Here is a 21,247-nt window from a genome sequence, read left to right on the forward strand (position 1 = left end):
TGGTCAAAGGGGATCAGAAACTGGGATGAAATCGGTGAAGTGGAGTTAAATCCAGAGAACAAAAAAGAAGCAGCTTAACAGCTTAGGCGACAACTACCTTGAAAAACGCCGAACCACACTAGCTGCGGAGTTACTTTTTTCCAGGTTTCACCGATCTTTATTTGTCTGTTGGGATTACGGAAGTCAGGTTTAACTTTCGATAGGTCAGTGAAGAGTAACGGTCCCATTTTTATTGTTTCGGTATTGAGCTGGACATCTGGAAACAATCCTATATCAGGGAATTTATTCTTTAATCCAGCTTTCCATAAGTTAATTTCCCAATCTTCAATTGTGTCTGAAAACTGGTTGGAAGATTGTTCCGTATTCACAGAAGCTATGTCATATCCGAATTGGATTAACGACCATTTTAAATGTTTAAGAAATACTCTGTCTGGAGTATCAAGACTTGCTGCCACAACCAATGCTTCTTCAATGATAGCTTTTTGAGCTTTTCCCGAGCGAAAGAGAGCATCCTCGAAAGCCATTTTGTACAGTATGTTTGCTTGACGAAGATCGCCAGAAAAAACACACCAACGTGCTTCGTGCCAATCTAGCCAATACTTATTGGGTCCATATTGGGGCGTGCTTAACAGTTGGGACCTAGTGGACTCCAATATAGCCATATATTTTTGCGGCGCATCTTTGGAAACTGTTCTTCTTAGGCCTTGCTGTAGTATTGATAAGTTATGCATTAATGGACTAAGGGAATCTCTAGCTGCAGATTGAAGCGTTGCTATTTTCTTCACCATATCAAAGTTGCTTTTCCCGCCCCAAAGCGATAGTCGTATTTCATCAATGACTAAACCAAAACTATCCTCTTTTTTAAGCCAATCAATTGCTCTGGCGCTAAACAATAAAATACGTACTCGTTGCCAATCAATCTGTTCAGGTCTAGGCCCATTATAGTTTTTTTGTAAGAGTTGAATTGACTGGGAAGACGGTAAATCTGTGCTTCTTATCCATGATGAAATACGATCTTTTTGCTCTTTATTTAGACTTGATAAATAACTACTCCAGCCATTCTCATTATTTGATATCCAGTTTAGGGAGGTCGTTACTGCGGAAGTATCACGACTAAATAACGTTGATGGGTGTGGCCCTTCAAAATGTTGGAACATCGATAGCACTAAATCTTCCAAATGATATTTTATAAACCCATTCAGCAATATGGGCATCATGTCAGTTCTTAATAGTCCCTCGGCGGATACGGTCCCAATCATTTGCATGTAGTCGTTAAAAGTTCTTTCAATCGACTCAAAAAAAGGATTATCGGATTTTAAACCAACATACCTTTCAATAGGACGGAAGATGCAGTTAGTTAGTGCTTCTTTAAGCTCCCTTGGATCATATACTCGAGTAAAAGCACGTTCATCTAGGTACTTATTCGAGTGTTTAAGATCTAAGGCGTTGGTGATTACTCTGATAGCTTCAAATGGTGTGGGATAAGGAAAATCATATTTATTGTCCATTAAACAGTCCCTGTTTGGTGTTGATGTGTTTTATATCTCGACTGAAATTATACCAAGATCGATAATCGCTGGGAGTTGATGGTATTGGCATTTTTCTCCCCGATGGCGCTACTAATATCGCATGCTTTTTTCTATTAAGAACCAGCCAGCCATTTTTGATAAGGCATTTAACAAGGTTATTAATATCTTTATTGTTACTGAATTTCTTCATGGTGTCGCCTATTACCAAGCCTAAATAATAGGCTTGGCTGTCTAATAAAGCAGAGTTACTTTGGCCCATTCCCGCGACCACCACCAGACTTTCCACCCGTTTTACTCGGCCAATTACCGCCATTGTCTTTACTCATTGAAGTGCAGTTAATGCTTGAGTTAGTAAAAGTGTGAGTTGAAGTTAAGTTAGATTTAATCATCATAATTTCCTTGCTATTAGTTACCCGACATTGGGTAGGGGCACTTTATAAAATTACTGAATTATGATCTGCTAGGTGATAGGCTGGAAAATATTTTATTTTACAGGATTTGTTAATTGTTATTTAAAAACAATTAGTTGGTTTTTTTGATGTTGTCGATGAAAGCCGTCAGAAATATCGTGAAAGACGAAAGATCACAAATACTACTATGGTAAGTAGTATTTGAGTTATGTGACTCATAGTCTGTTGAGTTTTTAGTTTGATAAGTTGATTCTAGGAATAATGGGACACAGATATGGAACGAGAATGATTTTAAGACAGGTCACAGCATCAACATTGAAAAGCTTACGTCTTGAAGCTGGTTTGAGCCAAGAGCAATTGGCAAGGAAGTCAGGGATAGATAGAACTTATATCTCTGGAGTAGAACGTGGTGTTCGAAATATTACTTTGGACTCATTAGAGACGATCGTTTTGGCTTTGGGTGTCAGTCAATCAGAATTTGTTGAAACACTCCATAACCACCTAAAAATGGTTAAAGCTGTCGATTAGCTGGTTAACTTTTCGATAGCCTTATAAGCGGCTTCAAGAGCCTGCTGAACTTCAAAATCTAACCCGTAATCATGTTCTTCGTCATTTTGGCTTATTGACCAACAAAAACCTTCGCGGTACTGATCTGGGTTTGTCTCAATGTAAATATCAAAACCAAGATAAGTTTCTTCATATGGAAGATTTACCATTACTGTATTATTCATTTGTACTTCCTATGATGCTGTTTGACTTGATTATCATACGTGTTACTTCAAAGGTCTACGGACTATACGTCACAATTTTTTACTTAATAACGAAGTTTGGGTAGAAAGTGAAGTGCTAGATTGGATTTTGGCAAGGATAGAAGAGCAGGATTTGTATTGTTAACTTGGTAATTTCTTAGTTATTTTTACGTCGACTTTAGATTGAATTAAACAAGTAAATATTAGTACGAATATATATTATAGATTTCCTCTTGTGAATAGAGGTAAAAAGTATTGTAAATCATAGGTTCGCTTACATTTCTCACGAAGAATTGTTGGCCATAATAGGCAATGGTGATAGGCTACAAAACATAAGATACACTGGCAAATAAAGTTGTGAATCAATGGATATGACCTCAAACAAATATGACTCTGTTCGCCACGTAGATGCAACACCTTATGCTTCATCACTGATTGAAGGGCATAGAGACTTTGGCTACAGCCTTAAAACTGCTTTGGCTGATATAATAGATAACTCCATTTCTGCTGATGCTAATTGTATCCGTCTTGTTGTCGATTCAGTTTCTAATAATCCATCGGTTATTATTGCGGATAACGGGCATGGAATGACTGAAGGAGAGTTGTTAGAAGCTATGAGATTAGGTTCTAAAAGCCCTACTATTGAGAGGAAACCTTTTGAACTTGGACGATTTGGTCTTGGTTTAAAAAGTGCCAGCTTTTCTCAATGCCGCTCCCTTACAGTTATAACGAGGCGTAACGGAATTACTTCATGTGCTCGTTGGGATTTGGATTTAGTCTCAGAAACAAATGCATGGACCTTAGAAGTATTCGATAATTTTGAGGATCAGTTAGGCTATTCTTTACTTGAAGATAAAGGGACTGTCGTAGTCTGGGAAAAATTAGATCGTCTAGTGGGTGAGGCCGGTACATCCGCTAAGGTCATAGAGAATATGAATGCAGAATTTTCTCTTGCTGAACGTCACTTAAGACTTACTTTTCATCGATTTCTTGAAAGCAATAAACCGCAAATTCAATTGAGCCTTAATGCTCGTCAGCTTACTCCCTTAGATCCCACGGCCTCATCTCATCCAGCAACTCAGAAAGATCCAGAAGATACAATTCATTTATCTAACGGTGATGTACGTATTCGTAGTTACACTATTCCACATTACAAAAAAATGTCACAAACAGATTGGGATGAGCTTGGCGGGCCTGAAGGGCACCTAAAATCTCAAGGATTATATATCTATCGAGAAAATAGGCTAATAATAGCAGGTAGCTGGCTTGGGCTTGCGAAGCAGACAGAATTAACGAAATTAAGCCGCATTGCTATCGATATTCCTAACACTATGGATTCTCAATGGAAAATTGACGTGAAGAAATCATCGGCACAGTTGCCCCCTTTAGTTAGGGAGCGACTTATGCGAGTGGTTGAGCGCTTTGTTGGAACGTCGAAAAGGACCTATCGAAGTAGAGGTCAAAGGCTGGTTGAAAGCACTATGCACCCCATTTGGAATAGAGTCCAAGTAGAAGGGAAAATACACTTTAAACCGAATATAGACCACCCGGTATTTCAAGCTTATTCAAAATGTCTACCGATTGAGTTTAAAGAAGGGTTTGAGCGCTGTATTCGGTTAATCGCAGCAGGCTTACCTATCGATGCACTACATGCCGAGCTGGTGGGGAATGCGGAATCAATAGTTGCTTTGCAGACAGCTGAATCAGATTTAAATCAGGTCGTAATTGATCTCACGGAAGTCTTGTTGGCTAACGGTATCACTCGGGAGCGAGTTAAAGACACACTTCAAAATTACCCTTTGTTGCAATCGAATTGGGAAGTAGCAGAGCGATTAGTCACAAATTACCTTAAGGAAAAGGTTTATGAGTAGCAGACAACAAGTATTAAGCATGGTTGAATCAGGTCTTTTTGGTCAAAGTCCTAAACCGGAAAAGGAATTGAGACAGTTAGTGAAAGGAATCGCCGGGGTTATTGATTCTAGTCTTAGTGAAGAAGATATTGAATCAGTTGCGAGAGAAATAGAGTCAAAGCAAGGTATTAAGGTTGGCCTAGGTTCGGTTGTCGATAGTAAAAAGTTTAAACCATGGTTAGATGATGCCAAGCCACTTATAGAACCTTTTTACTGGAAGAGATATGAGAAGCTGTTGTTACAAAATGGATTACCAAGAGATGTTGTTACGGGCACTGACATAGTAACAGATAAGCTACTTGGTCGTTTGGGAAACCCCAAGGAGTATTCATCTTGGGATCGAAGAGGAATGGTCGTTGGTCATGTTCAAAGTGGCAAAACGGCGAACTACACGGGTTTAATTTGTAAAGCAGCAGACGCTGGTTATCGACTTATTATTGTTATTGCAGGGATACATAATAATCTTCGCAATCAAACCCAAGCTCGAATTGATGAAGGATTTATCGGCCGCGATACAGGTAAAGCGTCGGACAAGAAAAGCGGCAATGCAAAACATGTTATCGGTGTAGGACATTTTGATCCAAATAGAACTCCTGTGAGTCTCACAAATACCTCTCGGGATTTTAATAAACCCACAGCATCAACTAATACCAGTGAAATAGACTCGTATAGAGTACCTGTTGTTCTTATCATTAAGAAAAATCACAGTACACTTAAAAATTTACTTGAATGGCTTAAAGACAATAGTGCTCGCGGTGACAGAGAAATGATCGATCAACCAATGTTGTTAATTGATGACGAGGCTGATAATGCATCAATTAACACTAAATATAGTGCCCAGCTAGTAACAAAAATTAATGGGCAAATACGCGACCTGTTGAAGATGTTTCATCGTAGTTGCTACGTCGGTTACACGGCTACTCCATTCGCAAATATCTTTATAGATCCTGACGAAACTCATGATGTACATGAGGAAGATTTGTTTCCTAAAGATTTCATTATTGGTTTAGATGCGCCGACCAATTATTTTGGTCCAAAGAAAATCTTTATCGATGGATTACCTGATGAGGGTGAGGGTGAGCCGACATGGTTGCGTAATATCAAGGATAACGAAGATATTCTCCCAATAAAACACAAAATAGACCATGACCTATATCAATTGCCCGATTCACTATTATTCGCATTACGAGCTTTTCTTTTATCTCGAGCAATTAGAAACTTAAGAGGCCAATCGACTTCCCACTGTTCTATGTTGGTCAATGCAAGTCGTTTCACCGCTGTACAGAGCAAGCTCAGAAATCGTCTACATGAAGCATTAGAACGTATTCAAAATTCTTTGCGAATAAACTCCTCTTCAGCGAAAGCGTTGATGGATCCTGAAATAAATGCCCTATTTGAGGTATGGAAGAGAGAGTATGCTGACGTAGGAAAAATAGAGGGTGCCGATACCAAATTCAAGTGGGAAGACATTCAACATTCAATTTTTGACTCAATAGCGTCAGCTAAAGTTGTTGAAGTAAACAGCAAAGCAAACGGTTTGGATTACTCAAATGTGGGTGACAGAGGTCAAACCGTTATTTCTGTTGGTGGGTTCTCACTATCTCGAGGGCTGACACTTGAGGGGCTGACTGTTACATGGTTCTTACGTAATACAATGATGTACGACACGTTAATGCAGATGGGGAGATGGTTTGGCTATCGAAATGGTTATGAAGACCTGTGTCGTGTTTGGATGCCTAAAGAAGCAATCGAGTGGTATGCATTTATAGCTAACGCGGCAGAAGAGCTTCACGATGAATTAAAAAGTATGGATCAGGCTAAAGCTACTCCTGAGGATTTTGGTCTTGCTGTGCGCAGTCATCCCGCATCATTATTGGTTACGGCAAAAAACAAGATGGGAGATGGTAAGAAAGTTATAATTCGTGTAGGTCTTTCAAATAGATTTATTGAAACATCTAAGGTAAGTCTTAGTCCAATTGATCTTGACTCTAATTTAAACGCAGGTAAGAAGCTTGTATCCAACCTTAAAAATGAAGGTTACGCTTATGAGTTAACTGATTGGGGTTATCTTTTTTATAATGTTTCCGTTAATTATATTGATGAATTTTTAGCGGCTTGGAAAAATTCTCCTGCGAGTGTGTTAACTGATACGCGCCCTGTAAGGCATTACATCGACGCTTTGAAAAATGGTGAATTATCACATTGGGATTTATTGATTCCAAGTCTAAAAAAAGGAGAAGGGGAATCAACACTTGGTTTAAATGTAATACCAACTAATCGTGCTGTGAGTCTTGAAGATTTACAAAAGGGGCACTTATCATTTAGTGGCAAAAAGATGAGAGTCGCATCTCGAGGCATCGAAAAAGCTGGTGTGCCATTTGAATTAGCTCTGGCAGCTGAAAAAAAGCATATAGATGACAAAAATAATACGAACTACTCCGACTCTATTTACAGAATGGCTAGAATTAAGGCTCTTTTCGTACTCCATTTTGTGAAGCCGAAAGCTCCTCGTGGTGAAGAAGGGCATATAGCCGTTGCATCGATCCCAAATTATCCAGTTGTTGCTTGGGGCATTAGTCTTCCAACCTCAAAGGAAGTTGGGGTTGAATATGTAGTTAATACTCGGCGATACAAAGAGCTTTATGGCGAGGCTGATATTGATGAAGAGTATGAGGATGAGTTAAATGGATAACTCTCCTTGGAAAGGCTTAGAACCTAGTACAGCTAGAAGGGTAAATGATAAAGGTCAATTTGATTTTTTCTGGGTGCTAGTTGAGCAGGGAATGCCGGGACTTATGCTTAGGCTTCCAAATGAGCCAGATAGTAAGAACAAACTTCCGGAACTTAAAAGTCTTATAGCTCATTTCAGAATAATATCAGGACGATGGGCATTTGTAATAGCACTCAAAGAAAGCAGTCAAGCAGAGCTTTTTGAAACTCTTTGCAGGGATGTCGTTAAATCAGGTGAGGAAGCTACAAATCTTGATGAAGCATTATCTAGAGCCATCCATCGCACGAAAAGGTGGCACCACCTTCTGCGAGCTGGACATTCGGACGGCCTTTCTGTTGAAGAACAACGAGGCCTTATTGGTGAGTTAGCTTTTCTGCGAGATTTAGCCGTTACTTTTGGAGCTAATACGGCGATTGAGGCTTGGAAGGGGCCTTCGGGAGCTCCAAAAGATTTTGAATTTATTGGATGCTGTGTTGAAGTAAAAACTAGAAGAAGTGCTGCAGTTCCTTCAGTTTCTATTTCATCAGCAGATCAGTTAGCAGATTTTGATGGTGGGCGTCTTTTTCTAAATGTGACAAATGTAGAGTCTGCCATTGTGCCTGAAGGTATGACACTTCATGACTATGTAAATTTGACTGACTCTTTATTTCAAGAAGAACACCATATTTATACTAAATGGGAAGATGTAATTTATTCAACTGGTTATGATCCTCAAAATAAATACGATGACCGTCGTTGGCTGATACGATCTACTTCTTACTTTGAGGTTATAGATGGTTTTCCAAGGATACCCTGCCCATTACCACTGGGAGTGCAAAATGCAAGATACTCAATATCTCTAGATGCCTGCACCCCTTTTCAATTGAGTAACAATATTTTTGAATCTATCCGAGAGTGCTTTTAGAAATGACAGAATTAGCAGAATTCAATCTCCAGTTTATAGCTGATGTGCAAGGCGATGCTGATGCATTGGGCCTAGTAACAGTAGAAGCATTCTTTGAAAAAGTAGGTGATCTACTGAGTGAAGCGGGGGAAATCGAAAACGCAAACAGAGCTTTTCATGAAAGTTCATATTCACGTGGTATTGCGCAGATTGATGGTTATGGGGGAGACCCTAGAGAAAGTGATGGGATCCTTAGTTTAATTTTGTGTGATTTCACTTTAGATAGAGAAATACGTCCCTTATATAAAGAGCATGCACAAAAATTATCTCAAAAGCTTTTTAGGTTTTTAAACGCGAGTTTAGATGACCAATTTAGAGATAAGCTTGAGGAAACTAGTCCCGGCTTCGGCCTTGCTGATTTAATTAAAGCAACATGGTTTAGCGTAGAAAAAGTTAAATTTATTATCGTTTCTAACGGTGACTATAGAGCAAGAACAGATGCAGATAGCTTTGAAGTTATCGACGGAAAGCCAATAACATTAAGCATTTGGGATATTAAGCGTCTCAAGCGTTTTATGGAGCAAGGGCAAGTTAGAGCTGACACAGTCATTAATTTTAAAGAAGATTTTGGCGGCGGTATACCTTTACTCAAAGCATCTGGCGGTAACGATGCACTTGAGAGTTACCTTGCAGTAATTCCAGGAAAACAGCTTGCTGAAATTTATGATAAATGGGGGCCTAGGCTGCTCGAAGCTAATGTTAGGAGTTTCCTTCAAGTTAGGGGAAAAGTGAATAAAGGAATACGGGATACCATTCGCGATGAACCACATATGTTTTTCTCTTATAACAATGGGTTAAGTGCAACGGCTGATAGTGTTGAGATAGAAAAAACAGAGACTGGCTATCAATTAGCTAGTGTTAATAATCTTCAAATAGTTAATGGTGGCCAGACTACCGCGTCTTTATATACAGCGAGTAAAACTCTCAAAGAACAAATTCAACAAGTATTCGTTCAAATGAAGTTAACTCTAACTCCTAAAGAGTGCTCTGAAGAAGTTGTTCCAAGAATATCTGAATATGCAAACAGTCAGAATAAAGTGAATGCAGCTGATTTTTTTGCTAATCACCCATTTCATATACGTATCGAGGAATTATCTCGACGTATTTTATCCCCTGCAGGTTCAGACAGTTATCGAGAAACAAAATGGTTTTATGAGCGAGCTAGAGGCCAATTTGCAGATGAAAGAAGTAGAAGAACGCAAACTGAACGTACAAAATTTGATAAAGAATACCCAAGGAAACAGTTTTTTACTAAAACTGATCTGGCAAAATATGAAAATACTTGGTTGTGTTGTCCCCATATTGTAAGCCTTGGTGCACAAAAAAACTTCTCAGAGTTTGCTAAAAAAATAGGTAAGAATTGGGGGAAAGAGGGTTCTGCTTTTAATGAGGTTTGGTTTAAGAGGTTGATTGCTAAAACTATCATGTTCAGGGAAACTGAAAAGCTTGTTTCTTCAGCGGAATGGTACGAAGGTGGTTATCGGGCCAATATTGTAACATATGCAATTTCAAAGCTTGTACATGATGCTAAAAGCGTAACTATGGTTATAGATCTTGACCTTATCTGGAAAATGCAACAAATTCCAGATGCATTAAAAACCTCATTGTTAATAGCTGGAAAGTTGGCTCAAAATATTATCACTACCCCTCCAGAAGGAATTAGGAACTTCAGTGAATGGGCAAAGAAACCACTTTGCTGGCAAAGATTAACGGAGAGTGAATCTCTTCTTAACGACACCTTTAGAAGTGTAATCATTCCTTCAGAGCTAGCCGATGAAAAAGTTAGAGAAGTAAAAGCTGAAAAGGCATTAGATGACAGTATAAATGTAGAACTTGAAGTTTTTAATCTAGGTAAAGAGTTTTGGAGTGATGCTAAAAACTGGGCAAAAGAACGAGGAATGCTCACACCCAGGGAGAATAGTATTATTGAAATTTGTGCATCAATTCCTTTAAAAATACCGTCTCCTAAGCAATGTGGAGCTGCGATTGAGGCGCTCAAGAAGTTGGAGGCTGAAGGGTTTTCGTCATCGCAAAAGAAATAATTGTAATTAATCAATTGCAGATAACAGACCTGTTTGACAGAAAATATTTCTATCGAATTAAATTAATCCATTGCTCGATAGTTTCAGCCTGGTATGATTGCCTGGAAATTTTATTGATAGTAGTAGTTAAATGAAAACTGGTGACGTTCTTGTAATCGATCTTTTTGCTGGGCCTGGCGGGCTTGGAGAGGGGGTCTCTTCTGTAGTTGATGGCAATGGTAACAAACCGTTCCAGATTGGTGTATCAGTCGAGAAAGAGCCTTCGGCACATAAAACATTAACAACGCGAGCCTTCTACAGAAAAATTAAAGAATTAGATGGCGGATTAGAAGACTACTTCAATTATGTTCGTGGGAAGTTAACTCAGAATGAAATTTTCGAGTTATACCCTCAACAAGCTCAAGAGGCAATGTACGAAACGTTAGAAGAACCAAGGGCTCTTGGTGAAGATAACGAGCTAATTCATACTCGCATTCGTGAACTAGTTGCAGCTCATAAAGGCCCAAAAATAGTCATTGGCGGGCCGCCCTGCCAAGCATACTCCTTAGCTGGACGTTCTCGCAATGCGGGAATCAAAGACTATAAGGCCGAATATGACCATAGAAACTTCTTATACAAGGAATACCTTAAAGTATTATCTATAGCGCAACCTGATGTATTTGTTATGGAAAATGTACGAGGCATTCTATCTGCCAAAATCGATGGCAACGTTATGTTTCCCCAAATATTGGAAGACTTGAGAGACCCGGGCCTGGTAACTGGAGTTAGTGGTGTTGCTAAATATAGAGTTTTTTCACTTGTTGTAGAGGCAAGCGATCCAAACGATCCTCAATACCTAGACTCCTCAGACTTTCTTATTCGTTCTGAAAATTATGGCGTCCCTCAAGCACGGCATCGTGTAATTTTGTTGGGAGTACGACAAGATATAGCCCATATACCTAGTACCATTCATCCGATGGAGCAAGTTGTAACTGTTGAACAAGTGCTGTCTGATTTACCTCCATTAAGAAGTGGCTTGTCTAAGAAGAAAGATATTCAAAAAGATTGGGAAAACCAAGTACAAATAAATGCTAAGAAGTTAAAACGTATTTTGAAAATGCGATTCGAGAGTGGTGCTGTTGATAAATTAAATCTTGAACCGATACTAGGGTTAGATCGTCAAAGTTCTCTATTGTCAGAACTTGAGCGAATTATACCTGTGCATCTTGAAGACTGGTATTTGGATGGCCATCCTGGTTGTGTGTTAAATCATGCGACTCGCGGACATATGACCTCTGATTTACTTCGCTATTCTTTTAGTGCTGCGTTTACTAAGTTAAGTGGTGGCACATCACCTAAAGCAAGAGATTACCCATTAGAGTTAGCTCCTGATCATGAAAACTGGGATTCGGGAGCGCATGCAGATCGTTTCCGAACTCAAGCGGCAAACAAGTGTGCTACGACTGTGACTAGCCACATCTCTAAGGATGGTCATTACTTTATACACTACGACCCACAACAGTGTAGGAGCCTAACTGTGCGAGAAGCGGCGAGATTACAGACATTTCCTGATAACTATTTATTTGAAGGGAATAGGACACAGCAATATGTTCAGGTTGGAAATGCTGTGCCACCGTATTTGGCACAGCAGATTGGTAAGGTAGTTTTGGAATTGTTAAATTTAGTTTACTCTGGATGTGAGTAATCTGGAGTTCCTATACGGCTGAAATGTGAGCCTAATCGTTCGACAAATGAAGGTACGAACTCATTTGATAGCCTCGCATATTTGCCACTAATATATCGTTCAACCATTTCTGTGTCGGTTTTATTTACATAAGTTAGTTGTTCAAACTGTGCGTGTAAAGGGCCATAACTTTCACCACTAAGCCTCTTTATTTCAGGCAAGATATGAAGGGAAATTTTAACCCCATTATTTGGGAGTAATTTACTTACTTTACTCTGCTGTTTTTGTATATTTTTGTCAGCTTTCGTAACCGATTCTCTCGCAAATTCTAATTTACGTTGAGCTTCTTTTAGAGCCGTTTCAGCTTTCTTTTCAGCTTCCTCCAACTCAAAAAGCTTTTCGAGCTCAGAAATAACTGTTGCATTTATCTCCGCTAGCTCTTCATCTTCCGCACTAGCCTTTTTTCTTAGAGCTTGCTTTACCAGCCTTCTTTGTGTGACAGTCTGTCCAACCGTTTCTTCATAAGTATTAGAAAGCTGCTGTACTACATCGTTGCAATCAGTTTCTGATGTTTTTTTCTGCTCAGCTAAATCTTCTAAAGCACCTAGTTTAGTTTTTTCTTGCTGCAACTCTTCATATTTATCTTCCAATTTAACAAACTGATAATAACTGTTCTTTTTCTGAGCTATCTCACATCTTGGAGTGACTAGAATATAATGTGTACCATCTACCTGTGTTATATCACCTGTATCTAAATTGCCTTTAATCATTGGCCCCGTGAAGTAGTACTCTTCAGGGTGAACCTTTTCCGCCTCATTAAGAAAGGAAGCATGAAGATGAGTTGCCATATGGCGAATAATGGCTTTGTCAGCATATCCTGAACCATCTTTTCCCCATAGGCTCCAGCGAGGCCAAATCGCTGAATAGAAATGCTCCGCTTTAGACTGACTAAACTGATGTTTGATCTCAATAATTGAATCTATTATGTCTCGCTTTGATTCTAATGTTTCGAGCAACTCTGACTTGGACTGCGCTGCACGGTCTATCAGCTCAATATACTCCTCTAGATATGCCGGAATATCCGCATCTGTTCGTTGCCCTGTATACACCCAAGCTAGGCACATCGTAGACTTAACAATATCTAAAAGAACGTCATTGCCTTTGGTATTATTTTCATTTGGCTTACCGTCGTCTTCCGCTAATCGAATATCAATAATTGCAGCGGAAAAGTTAAATGTTTTTAAAAGTTTTTTAGCTTTGCCATAGCTCTCAGCAAACTCACAAGAAAACTCTATTTTTTTATCGTCTCTGTCAGCTAAAAGGTTGAACTCAATAATTGCATTTTTCCATTGGTCGATATGGCTTTGCTGATCTTCTACAATTAAAATGTTAATACGTTTCATCGTTACCTGCTTCTTTAGCCTTGGTTGGGATGGTAAGAATAAATGTTGTGCTGTTACTGCTAGGATCAAATTCTAGGTCACCGTTACTGCTTCTCATGGCTTCTCTTGCGATTACCAAGCCTAGTCCATGTCCGGCAGTCTTTAGAGTAAAGCCTGCATTAAATAAGCGTTCATGATGAATCGGCGGAATTTTAGGTCCATTATTCGACACTAAAATACGTACCGTATCTTCATGCTCTTCTGTAGTAATTGAAATTTTCTTATATTCTGACTCTTCAGTATCTAGCCAATGGATAGCATTGGTAAATAAATTCAGTAAAGCGGCTTGTAAATCACCCATAAACCCAAAACAATTGAGAGTTGGAGAAACTTGGTGATCGACAAACACCTCCGCGCTAGATTGATTAGTTTGAGTCAGTCGCTCGACTTTCTGAATAACCTCTAAAAGATTAAACTCTTGAGGTTTAAGTCTTTTTCTTCCTGAAATAGGGTCTATATCATCAAATAACTTATGAATGCCTTCAGCTCCCAACCTCATCCCCTCTAAAGTATTTGGTAACCGTTGACGTGCATAATCACCATACTTATCAGTAGAAGTTAAATTTTCTGCAAATCGTTCAAAGAACTTATTAGCTTCTCGAACGGGTGAAATATATGTACGGCCCTCATGGAGTACTTGCGCAACCACATTACCTAGTGACACTCGTGACTCTAATAATTTCAGATACTTATCCATTCCTTTAAGCACTTTGTCCATATCACTGGACGTCTTGTTGACAATAGCCTGAATAGCTTGCTTTTCGCTAGAGTTTAAAGCCTGACTAGATTTTATAGCATCTGAAATGTTGTCCAGTGATGCGATCTCAAATGCCGATTTGAAGTCTTTTTTAGGCGCTCTGCTGATCTCGGCTTTTTCTCTGTAACCAAAACGAGCTGCTTCCACATGCAGTAGTAAGTTGGTGATTAACGACTTTAACCGTGTAAATGATCCATTTTGCTCTAGCCCTTCTCGACTACTTTTCTCAATTAAGCCTGATGTAACTTCATCAGAGATAGTAATTGAACCACCAATTTGGGCATGACCAATTCTGTGAGATGGGTTTTGAACTCTTCGTTTTTCTAAGTTTAGCCAATCATGATCATGGTGGCCATAAGGCCTAACACGGAAAGAGTTTCGATAAATTCCAATACCTGTATTATCAGCGATAAATTTTCTGGCATCTTTCAAACTAAATGCCTCATAATTGAGTCCCATTACTTTGAACAAACGCTTGATTGAGTCAGACTCTAAATCATAAAGTTTTAGCACGACTTGAGTGGCACCACATGACTTTTCATTTTGACTAAGTTCACGTGCTTCTAACTCTATTGGGACAGGAACTTTATCTCCACGCAGAATTTTTAGGGTACCAGAAAAGGCACCTGCTTCATCAAAGCTGCCTTTTACAAGATAATCACAGTGCTCTCCAAGCGAAAACGGTCTGATTTTATTACCGATATCTTCTTTATTAGTGGATAACTGTTCTGCAGTATCAGCTGTTAGCGACTGGATAGTGCGATTGTTCAATTTGAGAAATTGAACTCCATCGAAGTCATATGGCGAAAAAGCTTTATATGGCACATCTTGTCGCTTCTTAGCTTTCTTTACTTCCTCTAAGTAATCTGTTCTTTTTTCAGATTGAATATAAGCCGACAGATCTAGCGTAATATCAAACGAGTTATTCTCATTAGTTTGAGGTGTTGCAAGGCGTCTCAGTTCGTGAATTAACTCTTCGATCCTAGTCTCACCCCATACATCTTTTAGTTCTGTAACTTTGATACATACTCCAGTACTTGCTTCCTCTAAAGAAAGGCTTTCTCGGCTTATATCAATATCAATGTCTTCTAGATACTTTACAGTCTCGAAAATTTCCCAATCTAAAGTCAAAACGCTCTTTTCTAATGCACCTTGATTATGTGCAATAGAGATGATTTGGAGCTTTTTACCAAGGCGTGCAGACGCAAAGCGACCAACGCCTTTTGCACCCAAAACATCACGATTACCGGAACGAGATATTGTTTGCTTAGCTTTGATGTCTGTTGCTGGTTCCAACCAGACTCCGATAATTTCATCGTAAGTCATGCCATGACCTTTATCAGAGATCTCGATGTAACCATGTTCCAGAATCTGAAGTTCAATATCATCATTTTTATGCTTTGGAGGAACGATTTTTACATCTACGTTTGGTGAGTCGGCATCATAAGAATTTTTGACGAGCTCAATAATCGCAGCTTCAGGGCCGCTAATAAGCTTGTCACCGATAGTGCGTATAAGCCTTGCTCTTGGTTTTAATTTAGCCACGGTTTAACCTCAGAGTTTTTTATATTTTCTACGGTTACCAATTCTTTTGCTCTCAAGTACACCTTCTTTAAGAAGAATCCCTAGAACGCTATAGGTAAGGTAGTCTTGTTGATTTCCGTTGTGATCTGATTGTAAGCCCAAGTAATGAGCACAATCAGAGTTATAGATCCCTTCTGGGTTCTCTTCTGACAACGAGATAATAGAGTTTTTAAGTAGTTTTAGCCCTAACTGCGCTTTCTCAATAGCACCATTTGGAACGGTAACTTTTTTATTGATTTTACGATTAATCGAGCGCGGTATGACGGTGTTGTATAACACCCCTCCAGTTTCGAGTGTCCCGAAACTGGAAATTAGTTCTAATTCGATTTGTAATGCTTGCTCTTCGGTTAATTCTTCGACCACTTTTGAAATTATAGGAGTGTTTCCCGAGTCTAAAATTTCTTGAATGTAAACTCCCTTACGAGTGTTGTCGACCTTCTTTAGATGATCGGTTTCGCGACTGCCAGTACCTTTACCAATGTAAAATACTTTAGCAGGCTTTTTCCGTGGATCTTTAAGTGAGTATACATAATAAGTCTTTGTCATCCAGACGTCCTTGTTCAATCGATGCTCTAAATAAGTGAAATTATGACTTTTAATGGAGCAATATCTTAATAATGCCACATTAATGAGAAAGGTGTTAGCTATCAGCCTGCTAAGAATTATCTAGATACTTTTAACTAACAATATGACCGTGAGAATTGTTTAATTTAGCTAAAAATTGGTTAAGATTTATTACTAGATCACTTTCAAAAATGATGTTCCCGCTTGAGCTATAAACCTCGGGATTAATTTCATCCCCTTCGTTTGTAGCTTCTTGGATTAAGTAACGGCCGTTTGAGTCTTCACGTTCAGTTGGATCAGCACGATCAACCCATAAGACGTAGTACTGTTGCCCGATGCTAAAGTAAAAGCTTGGGCTTACATCGTTGTGCCAACTTTTATCTTTAAGATAAGGGTAATCGCTTAAGTTAAATCCTAAGTCAAAATCTGCACCAAATTCATTTTTGTATAACATCTGTATCTCCACTAATTATACGTAATAGTTCTCATTATCTTTACTGTTAATTGTTTATAATAGTCTGCAATGATTTGGATAATGTATTTAAAGCTTCTTTCCGCTCTTCAAAATAGTCATGCTGGTTATAAATCCCTTCAACGCCCTTAAGCTTATGATTAAGACAACGCTCTGCTACATGCCCCAGTGTGCCTTGTTTGGCTAATAAAGTACGACAAGTGCGGCGTAAGTCGTGAACGGTAAAGTGGGCCATATCACCCATTACGTTGGGAGGTTGTTTCTTTTTACCAGCTTCATGACCAAAGAGTTTGGTTATAGCACGGTTTAGAGTATCTCTACCCATGTGTGGGTTCTTGCTTGAACGTCTGCTAGGGAACACATATTCGGAACCACAAGCTCTTACTTCTAGTTCACGAATCCAATTCATCACAACTTCAGGTAATGGAATAGTGATGCCAACACCGGATTTACTTCGCTCTTTCGGTAAGTTCCAAACCTGCTTTTCTAAATCAAATTCCTTCCAAGGCGCTTCAGCCAATTCAGATTTCCTAATGCCCAATATCACCAGTAATGCACAAGCAAGATAGTTTTCGCGGCTAAAGCTGTCACTATTTTCGCGTGCAACTTTAAAAAATTGAGTGAGCTCTTCGATGGTTAAGGCTCTGTCTTTGCTTTTTTCGACGCCACCAGCATCAGTAATAGAAAATGCACTTGCTGGATTTGCGCTAAGCAAGTCCAGTTTTATGCCGTGATTAAAGAGTTGCTTGCTGTACATTAGTGCGTCGTTAGCTATTGCTGGGCGGTTAGTGGCTGCGATGGCTTGTAAAATTGCTCTTATGTCTCTGGCTGTAACGTTATCGACGTTAAAGCTACCTATATGGGGAGCAATGTCCTTACGGTAGATACGTTCGGGGATTTCGTGATGTTTGAGCCTTTTGATATTGCCTAAATGCCAATCAGCAAAGAGATCATCGACGGTTTTAATTTCGGCTTGTTCAGCGCGTTTCTTGGCAATAAGAGGATCTAAGCCATCACGAAACTGCTTCATTTTAATTGCGGCTTCTGCGCGTGCATCTGCCAATGAAAGATCACTGTATTTAGCCAGTGTCATTTCTTTGCGTTTCTTGTTGGCGGTGTAGCGGAGCATCCAAAATGGTTTGCCGGATTTGGGCACGACAAAATATAAACCTTCACCATCAGCGAATCGACCAGGCTCTCCCTTGGATTTTGCTGCTACTTCCTTTGCGGTTAATTTTCCCATTAGCTCTAGTTCTCCAGCCAATTATAAGGGTGTGTGTTTTACCCACCACTACACATTGACTAGATACTAGCATACTCACCGTATTACCCACCAGTTAGTTCGAGAAAGTGGTGGGTATCTTTGGACCTCTATGGATTGAGGTTGAGAATAAATCCTTTTAAAACAATGGTTGTGTTACGTTTTTGGACCTAAATGGACACTATTCAACGTTTTGGATCTGCTCGCGCATTTGCTCAATCAATACTTTTAACTCAACCGCGGCTGAGGTGATTTCTGCGCTGATTGATTTTGAGGCTAGGGTGTTTGATTCGCGGTTAAACTCTTGCATCATAAAGTCTAAACGGCGGCCTTCGCTGCCGCCTTTTTTCAGGATGCGACGGGCTTCGGTTACGTGGGCTTCAAGACGGTCCATTTCTTCGGCGACATCTTGCTTTTGCGCCAGTAAGACCATTTCTTGCTCAATACGAGCAGGGTCGAGTTCACCGGCAATATCAGCCAAACGGTTGGTGAGTTTGTCGCGTTGGTATTGCATGACGGTTGGCATGTGCTCGCGCACAATATTGACTTGCTCCATTACGCCGTCTAAACGGGTTAGTAGCATGTCTTTAATGGCTTCACCTTCACGGCCGCGCGCTTCGATAAACTGATCTATTGCACTGTCAAAGGCTGTCATTAGCTCGGCGCCAATGGCGTCCATGTCTTGCTCGGCTGAGGCGAGCACGCCAGGCCAGCGTAATACATCTGTTAAGCTTAATTCGCCTTGCCCGGCTTCTTGCTTTAACCAGTTGGCTGCGCTTAATAATTGCTTGGCTAACGCTTGGTTTAGCTGTAATTCATTACTGCTATTGTCGGCGAGTTCATAACGCAGGTTCACTTCAACTTTACCGCGATTTAAGCGTTTACGTAGGCGATCGCGTAAGACAGGTTCAAAGCTGCGAAACTGCTCAGGTAAGCGCAAGTAGGTTTCTAGGTAGCGCTGGTTGACTGAACGAATTTCCCATGAGGCAGTGCCCCATTGTGCTTTGTGCTCAATACGAGCATAGGCTGTCATGCTTTGGATCATGAAGTGTCCTGTTATGTTATTACGCAAATGTGGGTTGATTATAGCCGCTTTAGGCCTCTGGATTAAAGGATTAGTGCGCAGATTTGTGCTGTATCTTGGCCGATATCAAGCATATGGAGATTAAAATACCTGGGGGTATATGCTAGTGATAACGATTAGGGTGGGTTTGTCGTGGCATCTGGCGGCGCGAACCTCTATAATATGCGCTCAAATCTGATATGAATTCGACTACAGGACTTTTCATGCGCCCAAGTAACCGTACACCAGCTCAAACTCGCCCTATTACTATTACGCGTTCTTTTACTGCACATGCTGAAGGCTCTGTTTTAGTTGAGTTTGGCGACACAAAAGTATTATGTACTGCCAGCTTTACTGAAGGTGTGCCTCGTTTTCTTAAAGGCCAAGGTCAAGGTTGGGTAACGGCTGAATACGGTATGTTACCGCGTTCAACCCACAGCCGTATGGACCGTGAAGCTGCTCGTGGTAAGCAGTCTGGCCGTACTCAAGAAATTCAGCGTTTAATTGGCCGTGCGTTACGTGCTGCAGTGGATATGAAGCTGTTAGGTGAAAATACGATTGTTATCGATTGTGACGTGATTCAAGCTGATGGCGGTACACGTACTGCGGCGATTACTGGTGCGTGCGTGGCGTTAGTGGATGCCCTGAACTGGGCCCGTGGTAAAGGCATTATTAAAGCCAACCCACTTAAGTTTTTAATTGCTGCTGTGAGTGTGGGTATTTACAAAGGCGAAGCAATCAGTGATTTAGAATACCTTGAAGACAGCGCAGCTGAAACTGACATGAATGTTGTGATGACTGAGACTGGCAAGATTATTGAAATTCAAGGTACTGCAGAGGGTGAGCCATTCAGCCATGAAGAATTGATTGAACTACTTGGTCTGGCTAAAAACAGTATTCGCGAAATTGTCGATGTGCAAAAAGCCGCATTAAGTTAATATGTTGTTGAAAATGAGGACCGATTACGGTCCTTTTTTTTAATCTAAAATTTGATTATAGAGGAACACACGTGAAAGCCTATCAACGCGAATTTATTGAGTTTGCTATTGATCGCCAAGTATTACGTTTTGGTGAGTTTACCCTTAAATCTGGCCGTACCAGCCCGTACTTTTTTAATGCTGGTTTATTTAATACGGGTAAAGACTTAGCGCGTTTAGGCCGCTTTTATGCTGCTGCGTTAATGGATTCTGGCATCGACTTCGACTTGTTGTTTGGCCCCGCTTATAAAGGCATTCCGATTGCCACCACTACAGCAGTTGCCTTGTGCGATCATCACGATGTGGATATTCCTTACTGCTTTAATCGTAAAGAGGCTAAAACCCACGGCGAAGGTGGCAGTTTAGTTGGCAGCGAGCTTAAAGGTAAAGTGATGCTGGTGGACGATGTGATCACTGCGGGCACGGCTATCCGTGAGTCGATGGACATTATTAATGCCCACAATGCCCAACTTGCAGGCGTATTGATTGCGCTTGATCGTCAAGAAAAAGGCAAGGGTGAGCTGTCTGCTATTCAAGAAGTTGAGCGCGATTTTGGCTGTCAGATTGTGTCGATTATTAAGCTGACCGATTTAATCAATTATTTATCTGAAAAACCGGGCATGGAAGCGGAACTGGCTAGCGTTAGGGCTTACCGTGAGCAATATGGTATTTAACCTGAGCTCCACGCCTTTCAAACAGCCCTTTGTCTTTCTGATTGTGTTATACCATTTCCATTAATTATGTGACCAATCAGAGCCACTCAGATTTTTCAGTTTGAGGCGCATTGTTGAAGGAATGGTTATTCCCTTTTAAGGCGATGCAACAAAGAAATGGAAAGTATGAGTGTCTCCTACAAGGCGGGTTTCTGTGCCTTCTATACTGCTTAATAGCATTTTGACGTACGACTGCATGGACGCAGGAGGTAGAACAACGCAGGAGCGGTTGTCGAGAGCAACTATGCCTACAATCCTATTACTTGCCTAGAAGACACAGAATTCCCGCTGAATGACCAGATAATTGCTGGAATTGGTATTAAATGAACTTCCACTTGGCTAGATTTAAACTGAGCCACATGGGCTGAAAAATTAAAAAAGCTGCACAATAGTCATATTGATGCAGCTTTTTATTGCTCTTTTTAGCGTAATCCGAG

General features: G+C 40.2%; 17 protein-coding genes. 8 read left to right on the forward strand and 9 right to left on the reverse strand.

The features are described from left to right. Positions 1-74: 74 nt before the first annotated feature. Both L2703_RS16285 and L2703_RS16290 read right to left on the reverse strand, forming a co-directional pair. A complete protein-coding gene (locus L2703_RS16285) occupies positions 75-1,508 on the reverse strand; it encodes a hypothetical protein (RefSeq protein WP_248972125.1) in 1,434 nt (477 codons plus the stop codon). After that, positions 1,498-1,842, reverse strand: a complete 345-nt coding sequence (locus tag L2703_RS16290; RefSeq protein ID WP_248972126.1) for a hypothetical protein — start codon at positions 1,840-1,842, stop codon at positions 1,498-1,500. Before L2703_RS16290 ends, L2703_RS16285 begins: the two co-directional genes overlap by 11 nt. Positions 1,843-2,224: 382 nt before the next feature. Between L2703_RS16290 and L2703_RS16295 the strand changes: the two genes are divergently transcribed. Then, complete coding sequence (locus L2703_RS16295) at positions 2,225-2,467, forward strand: helix-turn-helix domain-containing protein (protein ID WP_248972127.1); 243 nt, start codon at positions 2,225-2,227, stop codon at positions 2,465-2,467. On the opposite strand, the gene L2703_RS16300 is transcribed toward L2703_RS16295, so the two are convergent. After that, positions 2,464-2,670 (reverse strand): hypothetical protein, encoded by a 207-nt coding sequence (locus L2703_RS16300; RefSeq protein WP_248972128.1) that lies wholly within the window; start codon positions 2,668-2,670, stop codon positions 2,464-2,466. The two genes, L2703_RS16295 and L2703_RS16300, sit on opposite strands and share 4 nt — an antisense overlap. 383 nt (positions 2,671-3,053) lie before the next feature. Here L2703_RS16300 and L2703_RS16305 point away from each other — a divergent pair, with 383 nt between their 5' ends. The 5 genes from L2703_RS16305 (at position 3,054) to L2703_RS16325 (ending at position 11,998) form a co-directional block, all read left to right on the forward strand. Beyond that, complete coding sequence (locus L2703_RS16305) at positions 3,054-4,559, forward strand: ATP-binding protein (RefSeq protein ID WP_248972129.1); 1,506 nt, start codon at positions 3,054-3,056, stop codon at positions 4,557-4,559. After that, positions 4,552-7,290, forward strand: a complete 2,739-nt coding sequence (locus L2703_RS16310) for a Z1 domain-containing protein (RefSeq protein ID WP_248972130.1) — start codon at positions 4,552-4,554, stop codon at positions 7,288-7,290. The genes L2703_RS16305 and L2703_RS16310 overlap by 8 nt, the downstream gene beginning before the upstream one ends. Further along, positions 7,283-8,233 carry a PD-(D/E)XK motif protein gene (locus tag L2703_RS16315; RefSeq protein ID WP_248972131.1) on the forward strand — a complete coding sequence of 317 codons (951 nt, stop codon included), beginning with the start codon at positions 7,283-7,285 and terminating at the stop codon, positions 8,231-8,233. The genes L2703_RS16310 and L2703_RS16315 overlap by 8 nt, the downstream gene beginning before the upstream one ends. A 2-nt stretch (positions 8,234-8,235) precedes the next feature. Further along, entirely contained in the window at positions 8,236-10,314 is a 2,079-nt protein-coding gene (locus L2703_RS16320) for an AIPR family protein (RefSeq protein WP_248972132.1), read from the forward strand. Between the two features lie 130 nt (positions 10,315-10,444). After that, positions 10,445-11,998 (forward strand): DNA cytosine methyltransferase, encoded by a 1,554-nt coding sequence (locus tag L2703_RS16325; RefSeq protein WP_248972133.1) that lies wholly within the window; start codon positions 10,445-10,447, stop codon positions 11,996-11,998. Here L2703_RS16325 and L2703_RS16330 read toward each other — a convergent pair. The 6 genes from L2703_RS16330 to L2703_RS16355 form a co-directional block, all read right to left on the reverse strand. Further along, positions 11,980-13,380: a response regulator gene (locus L2703_RS16330; protein ID WP_248972134.1), complete on the reverse strand. Its 1,401-nt coding sequence runs from the start codon at positions 13,378-13,380 to the stop codon at positions 11,980-11,982. The two genes, L2703_RS16325 and L2703_RS16330, sit on opposite strands and share 19 nt — an antisense overlap. Continuing rightward, entirely contained in the window at positions 13,367-15,721 is a 2,355-nt protein-coding gene (locus tag L2703_RS19060) for a sensor histidine kinase (protein WP_248972135.1), read from the reverse strand. The genes L2703_RS16330 and L2703_RS19060 overlap by 14 nt, the downstream gene beginning before the upstream one ends. 9 nt (positions 15,722-15,730) lie before the next feature. Beyond that, positions 15,731-16,306 (reverse strand): GIY-YIG nuclease family protein, encoded by a 576-nt coding sequence (locus L2703_RS16340; protein WP_248972136.1) that lies wholly within the window; start codon positions 16,304-16,306, stop codon positions 15,731-15,733. A gap of 130 nt (positions 16,307-16,436) precedes the next feature. Beyond that, the gene (locus L2703_RS16345) at positions 16,437-16,778 is read right to left on the reverse strand and encodes a hypothetical protein (protein WP_248972137.1); all 342 of its coding nucleotides are present in this window, start codon (positions 16,776-16,778) and stop codon (positions 16,437-16,439) included. Between the two features lie 46 nt (positions 16,779-16,824). Then, complete coding sequence (locus L2703_RS16350) at positions 16,825-18,039, reverse strand: tyrosine-type recombinase/integrase (protein ID WP_248972138.1); 1,215 nt, start codon at positions 18,037-18,039, stop codon at positions 16,825-16,827. Between the two features lie 199 nt (positions 18,040-18,238). After that, positions 18,239-19,102, reverse strand: coding sequence for a YicC/YloC family endoribonuclease (locus L2703_RS16355; RefSeq protein WP_248972139.1), 864 nt, complete (start codon positions 19,100-19,102; stop codon positions 18,239-18,241). Between the two features lie 242 nt (positions 19,103-19,344). Here L2703_RS16355 and rph point away from each other — a divergent pair, with 242 nt between their 5' ends. Continuing rightward, positions 19,345-20,058: a ribonuclease PH gene (gene rph, locus L2703_RS16360; protein WP_248972140.1), complete on the forward strand. Its 714-nt coding sequence runs from the start codon at positions 19,345-19,347 to the stop codon at positions 20,056-20,058. 71 nt (positions 20,059-20,129) lie between these two features. Next, on the forward strand, positions 20,130-20,771 hold the full coding sequence (gene pyrE / locus L2703_RS16365; RefSeq protein WP_248972141.1) for an orotate phosphoribosyltransferase: 642 nt from the start codon (positions 20,130-20,132) through the stop codon (positions 20,769-20,771). Positions 20,772-21,247 lie beyond the last annotated feature (476 nt).

It is taken from the genome of Shewanella basaltis, from assembly GCF_023283885.1.
Taxonomy (GTDB): Bacteria; Pseudomonadota; Gammaproteobacteria; order Enterobacterales; family Shewanellaceae; genus Shewanella; species Shewanella basaltis.

What these genes read in the sequence shown, in the direction of transcription:
- L2703_RS16300 (WP_248972128.1), bottom strand. Translation starts at nt 2,670, where the DNA reads ATGAATAATACAGTAATGGTAAATCTTCCATATGAAGAAACTTATCTT.
- L2703_RS16290 (WP_248972126.1), bottom strand. Translation starts at nt 1,842, where the DNA reads ATGGCGGTAATTGGCCGAGTAAAACGGGTGGAAAGTCTGGTGGTGGTC.
- L2703_RS16305 (WP_248972129.1), top strand. Translation starts at nt 3,054, where the DNA reads ATGGATATGACCTCAAACAAATATGACTCTGTTCGCCACGTAGATGCA.
- L2703_RS16330 (WP_248972134.1), bottom strand. Translation starts at nt 13,380, where the DNA reads ATGAAACGTATTAACATTTTAATTGTAGAAGATCAGCAAAGCCATATC.
- L2703_RS16315 (WP_248972131.1), top strand. Translation starts at nt 7,283, where the DNA reads ATGGATAACTCTCCTTGGAAAGGCTTAGAACCTAGTACAGCTAGAAGG.
- L2703_RS16340 (WP_248972136.1), bottom strand. Translation starts at nt 16,306, where the DNA reads ATGACAAAGACTTATTATGTATACTCACTTAAAGATCCACGGAAAAAG.
- L2703_RS16310 (WP_248972130.1), top strand. Translation starts at nt 4,552, where the DNA reads ATGAGTAGCAGACAACAAGTATTAAGCATGGTTGAATCAGGTCTTTTT.
- L2703_RS16345 (WP_248972137.1), bottom strand. Translation starts at nt 16,778, where the DNA reads ATGTTATACAAAAATGAATTTGGTGCAGATTTTGACTTAGGATTTAAC.
- rph (WP_248972140.1), top strand. Translation starts at nt 19,345, where the DNA reads ATGCGCCCAAGTAACCGTACACCAGCTCAAACTCGCCCTATTACTATT.
- L2703_RS16355 (WP_248972139.1), bottom strand. Translation starts at nt 19,102, where the DNA reads ATGATCCAAAGCATGACAGCCTATGCTCGTATTGAGCACAAAGCACAA.
- L2703_RS16325 (WP_248972133.1), top strand. Translation starts at nt 10,445, where the DNA reads ATGAAAACTGGTGACGTTCTTGTAATCGATCTTTTTGCTGGGCCTGGC.
- L2703_RS16295 (WP_248972127.1), top strand. Translation starts at nt 2,225, where the DNA reads ATGATTTTAAGACAGGTCACAGCATCAACATTGAAAAGCTTACGTCTT.
- L2703_RS16285 (WP_248972125.1), bottom strand. Translation starts at nt 1,508, where the DNA reads ATGGACAATAAATATGATTTTCCTTATCCCACACCATTTGAAGCTATC.
- L2703_RS16350 (WP_248972138.1), bottom strand. Translation starts at nt 18,039, where the DNA reads ATGGGAAAATTAACCGCAAAGGAAGTAGCAGCAAAATCCAAGGGAGAG.
- L2703_RS16320 (WP_248972132.1), top strand. Translation starts at nt 8,236, where the DNA reads ATGACAGAATTAGCAGAATTCAATCTCCAGTTTATAGCTGATGTGCAA.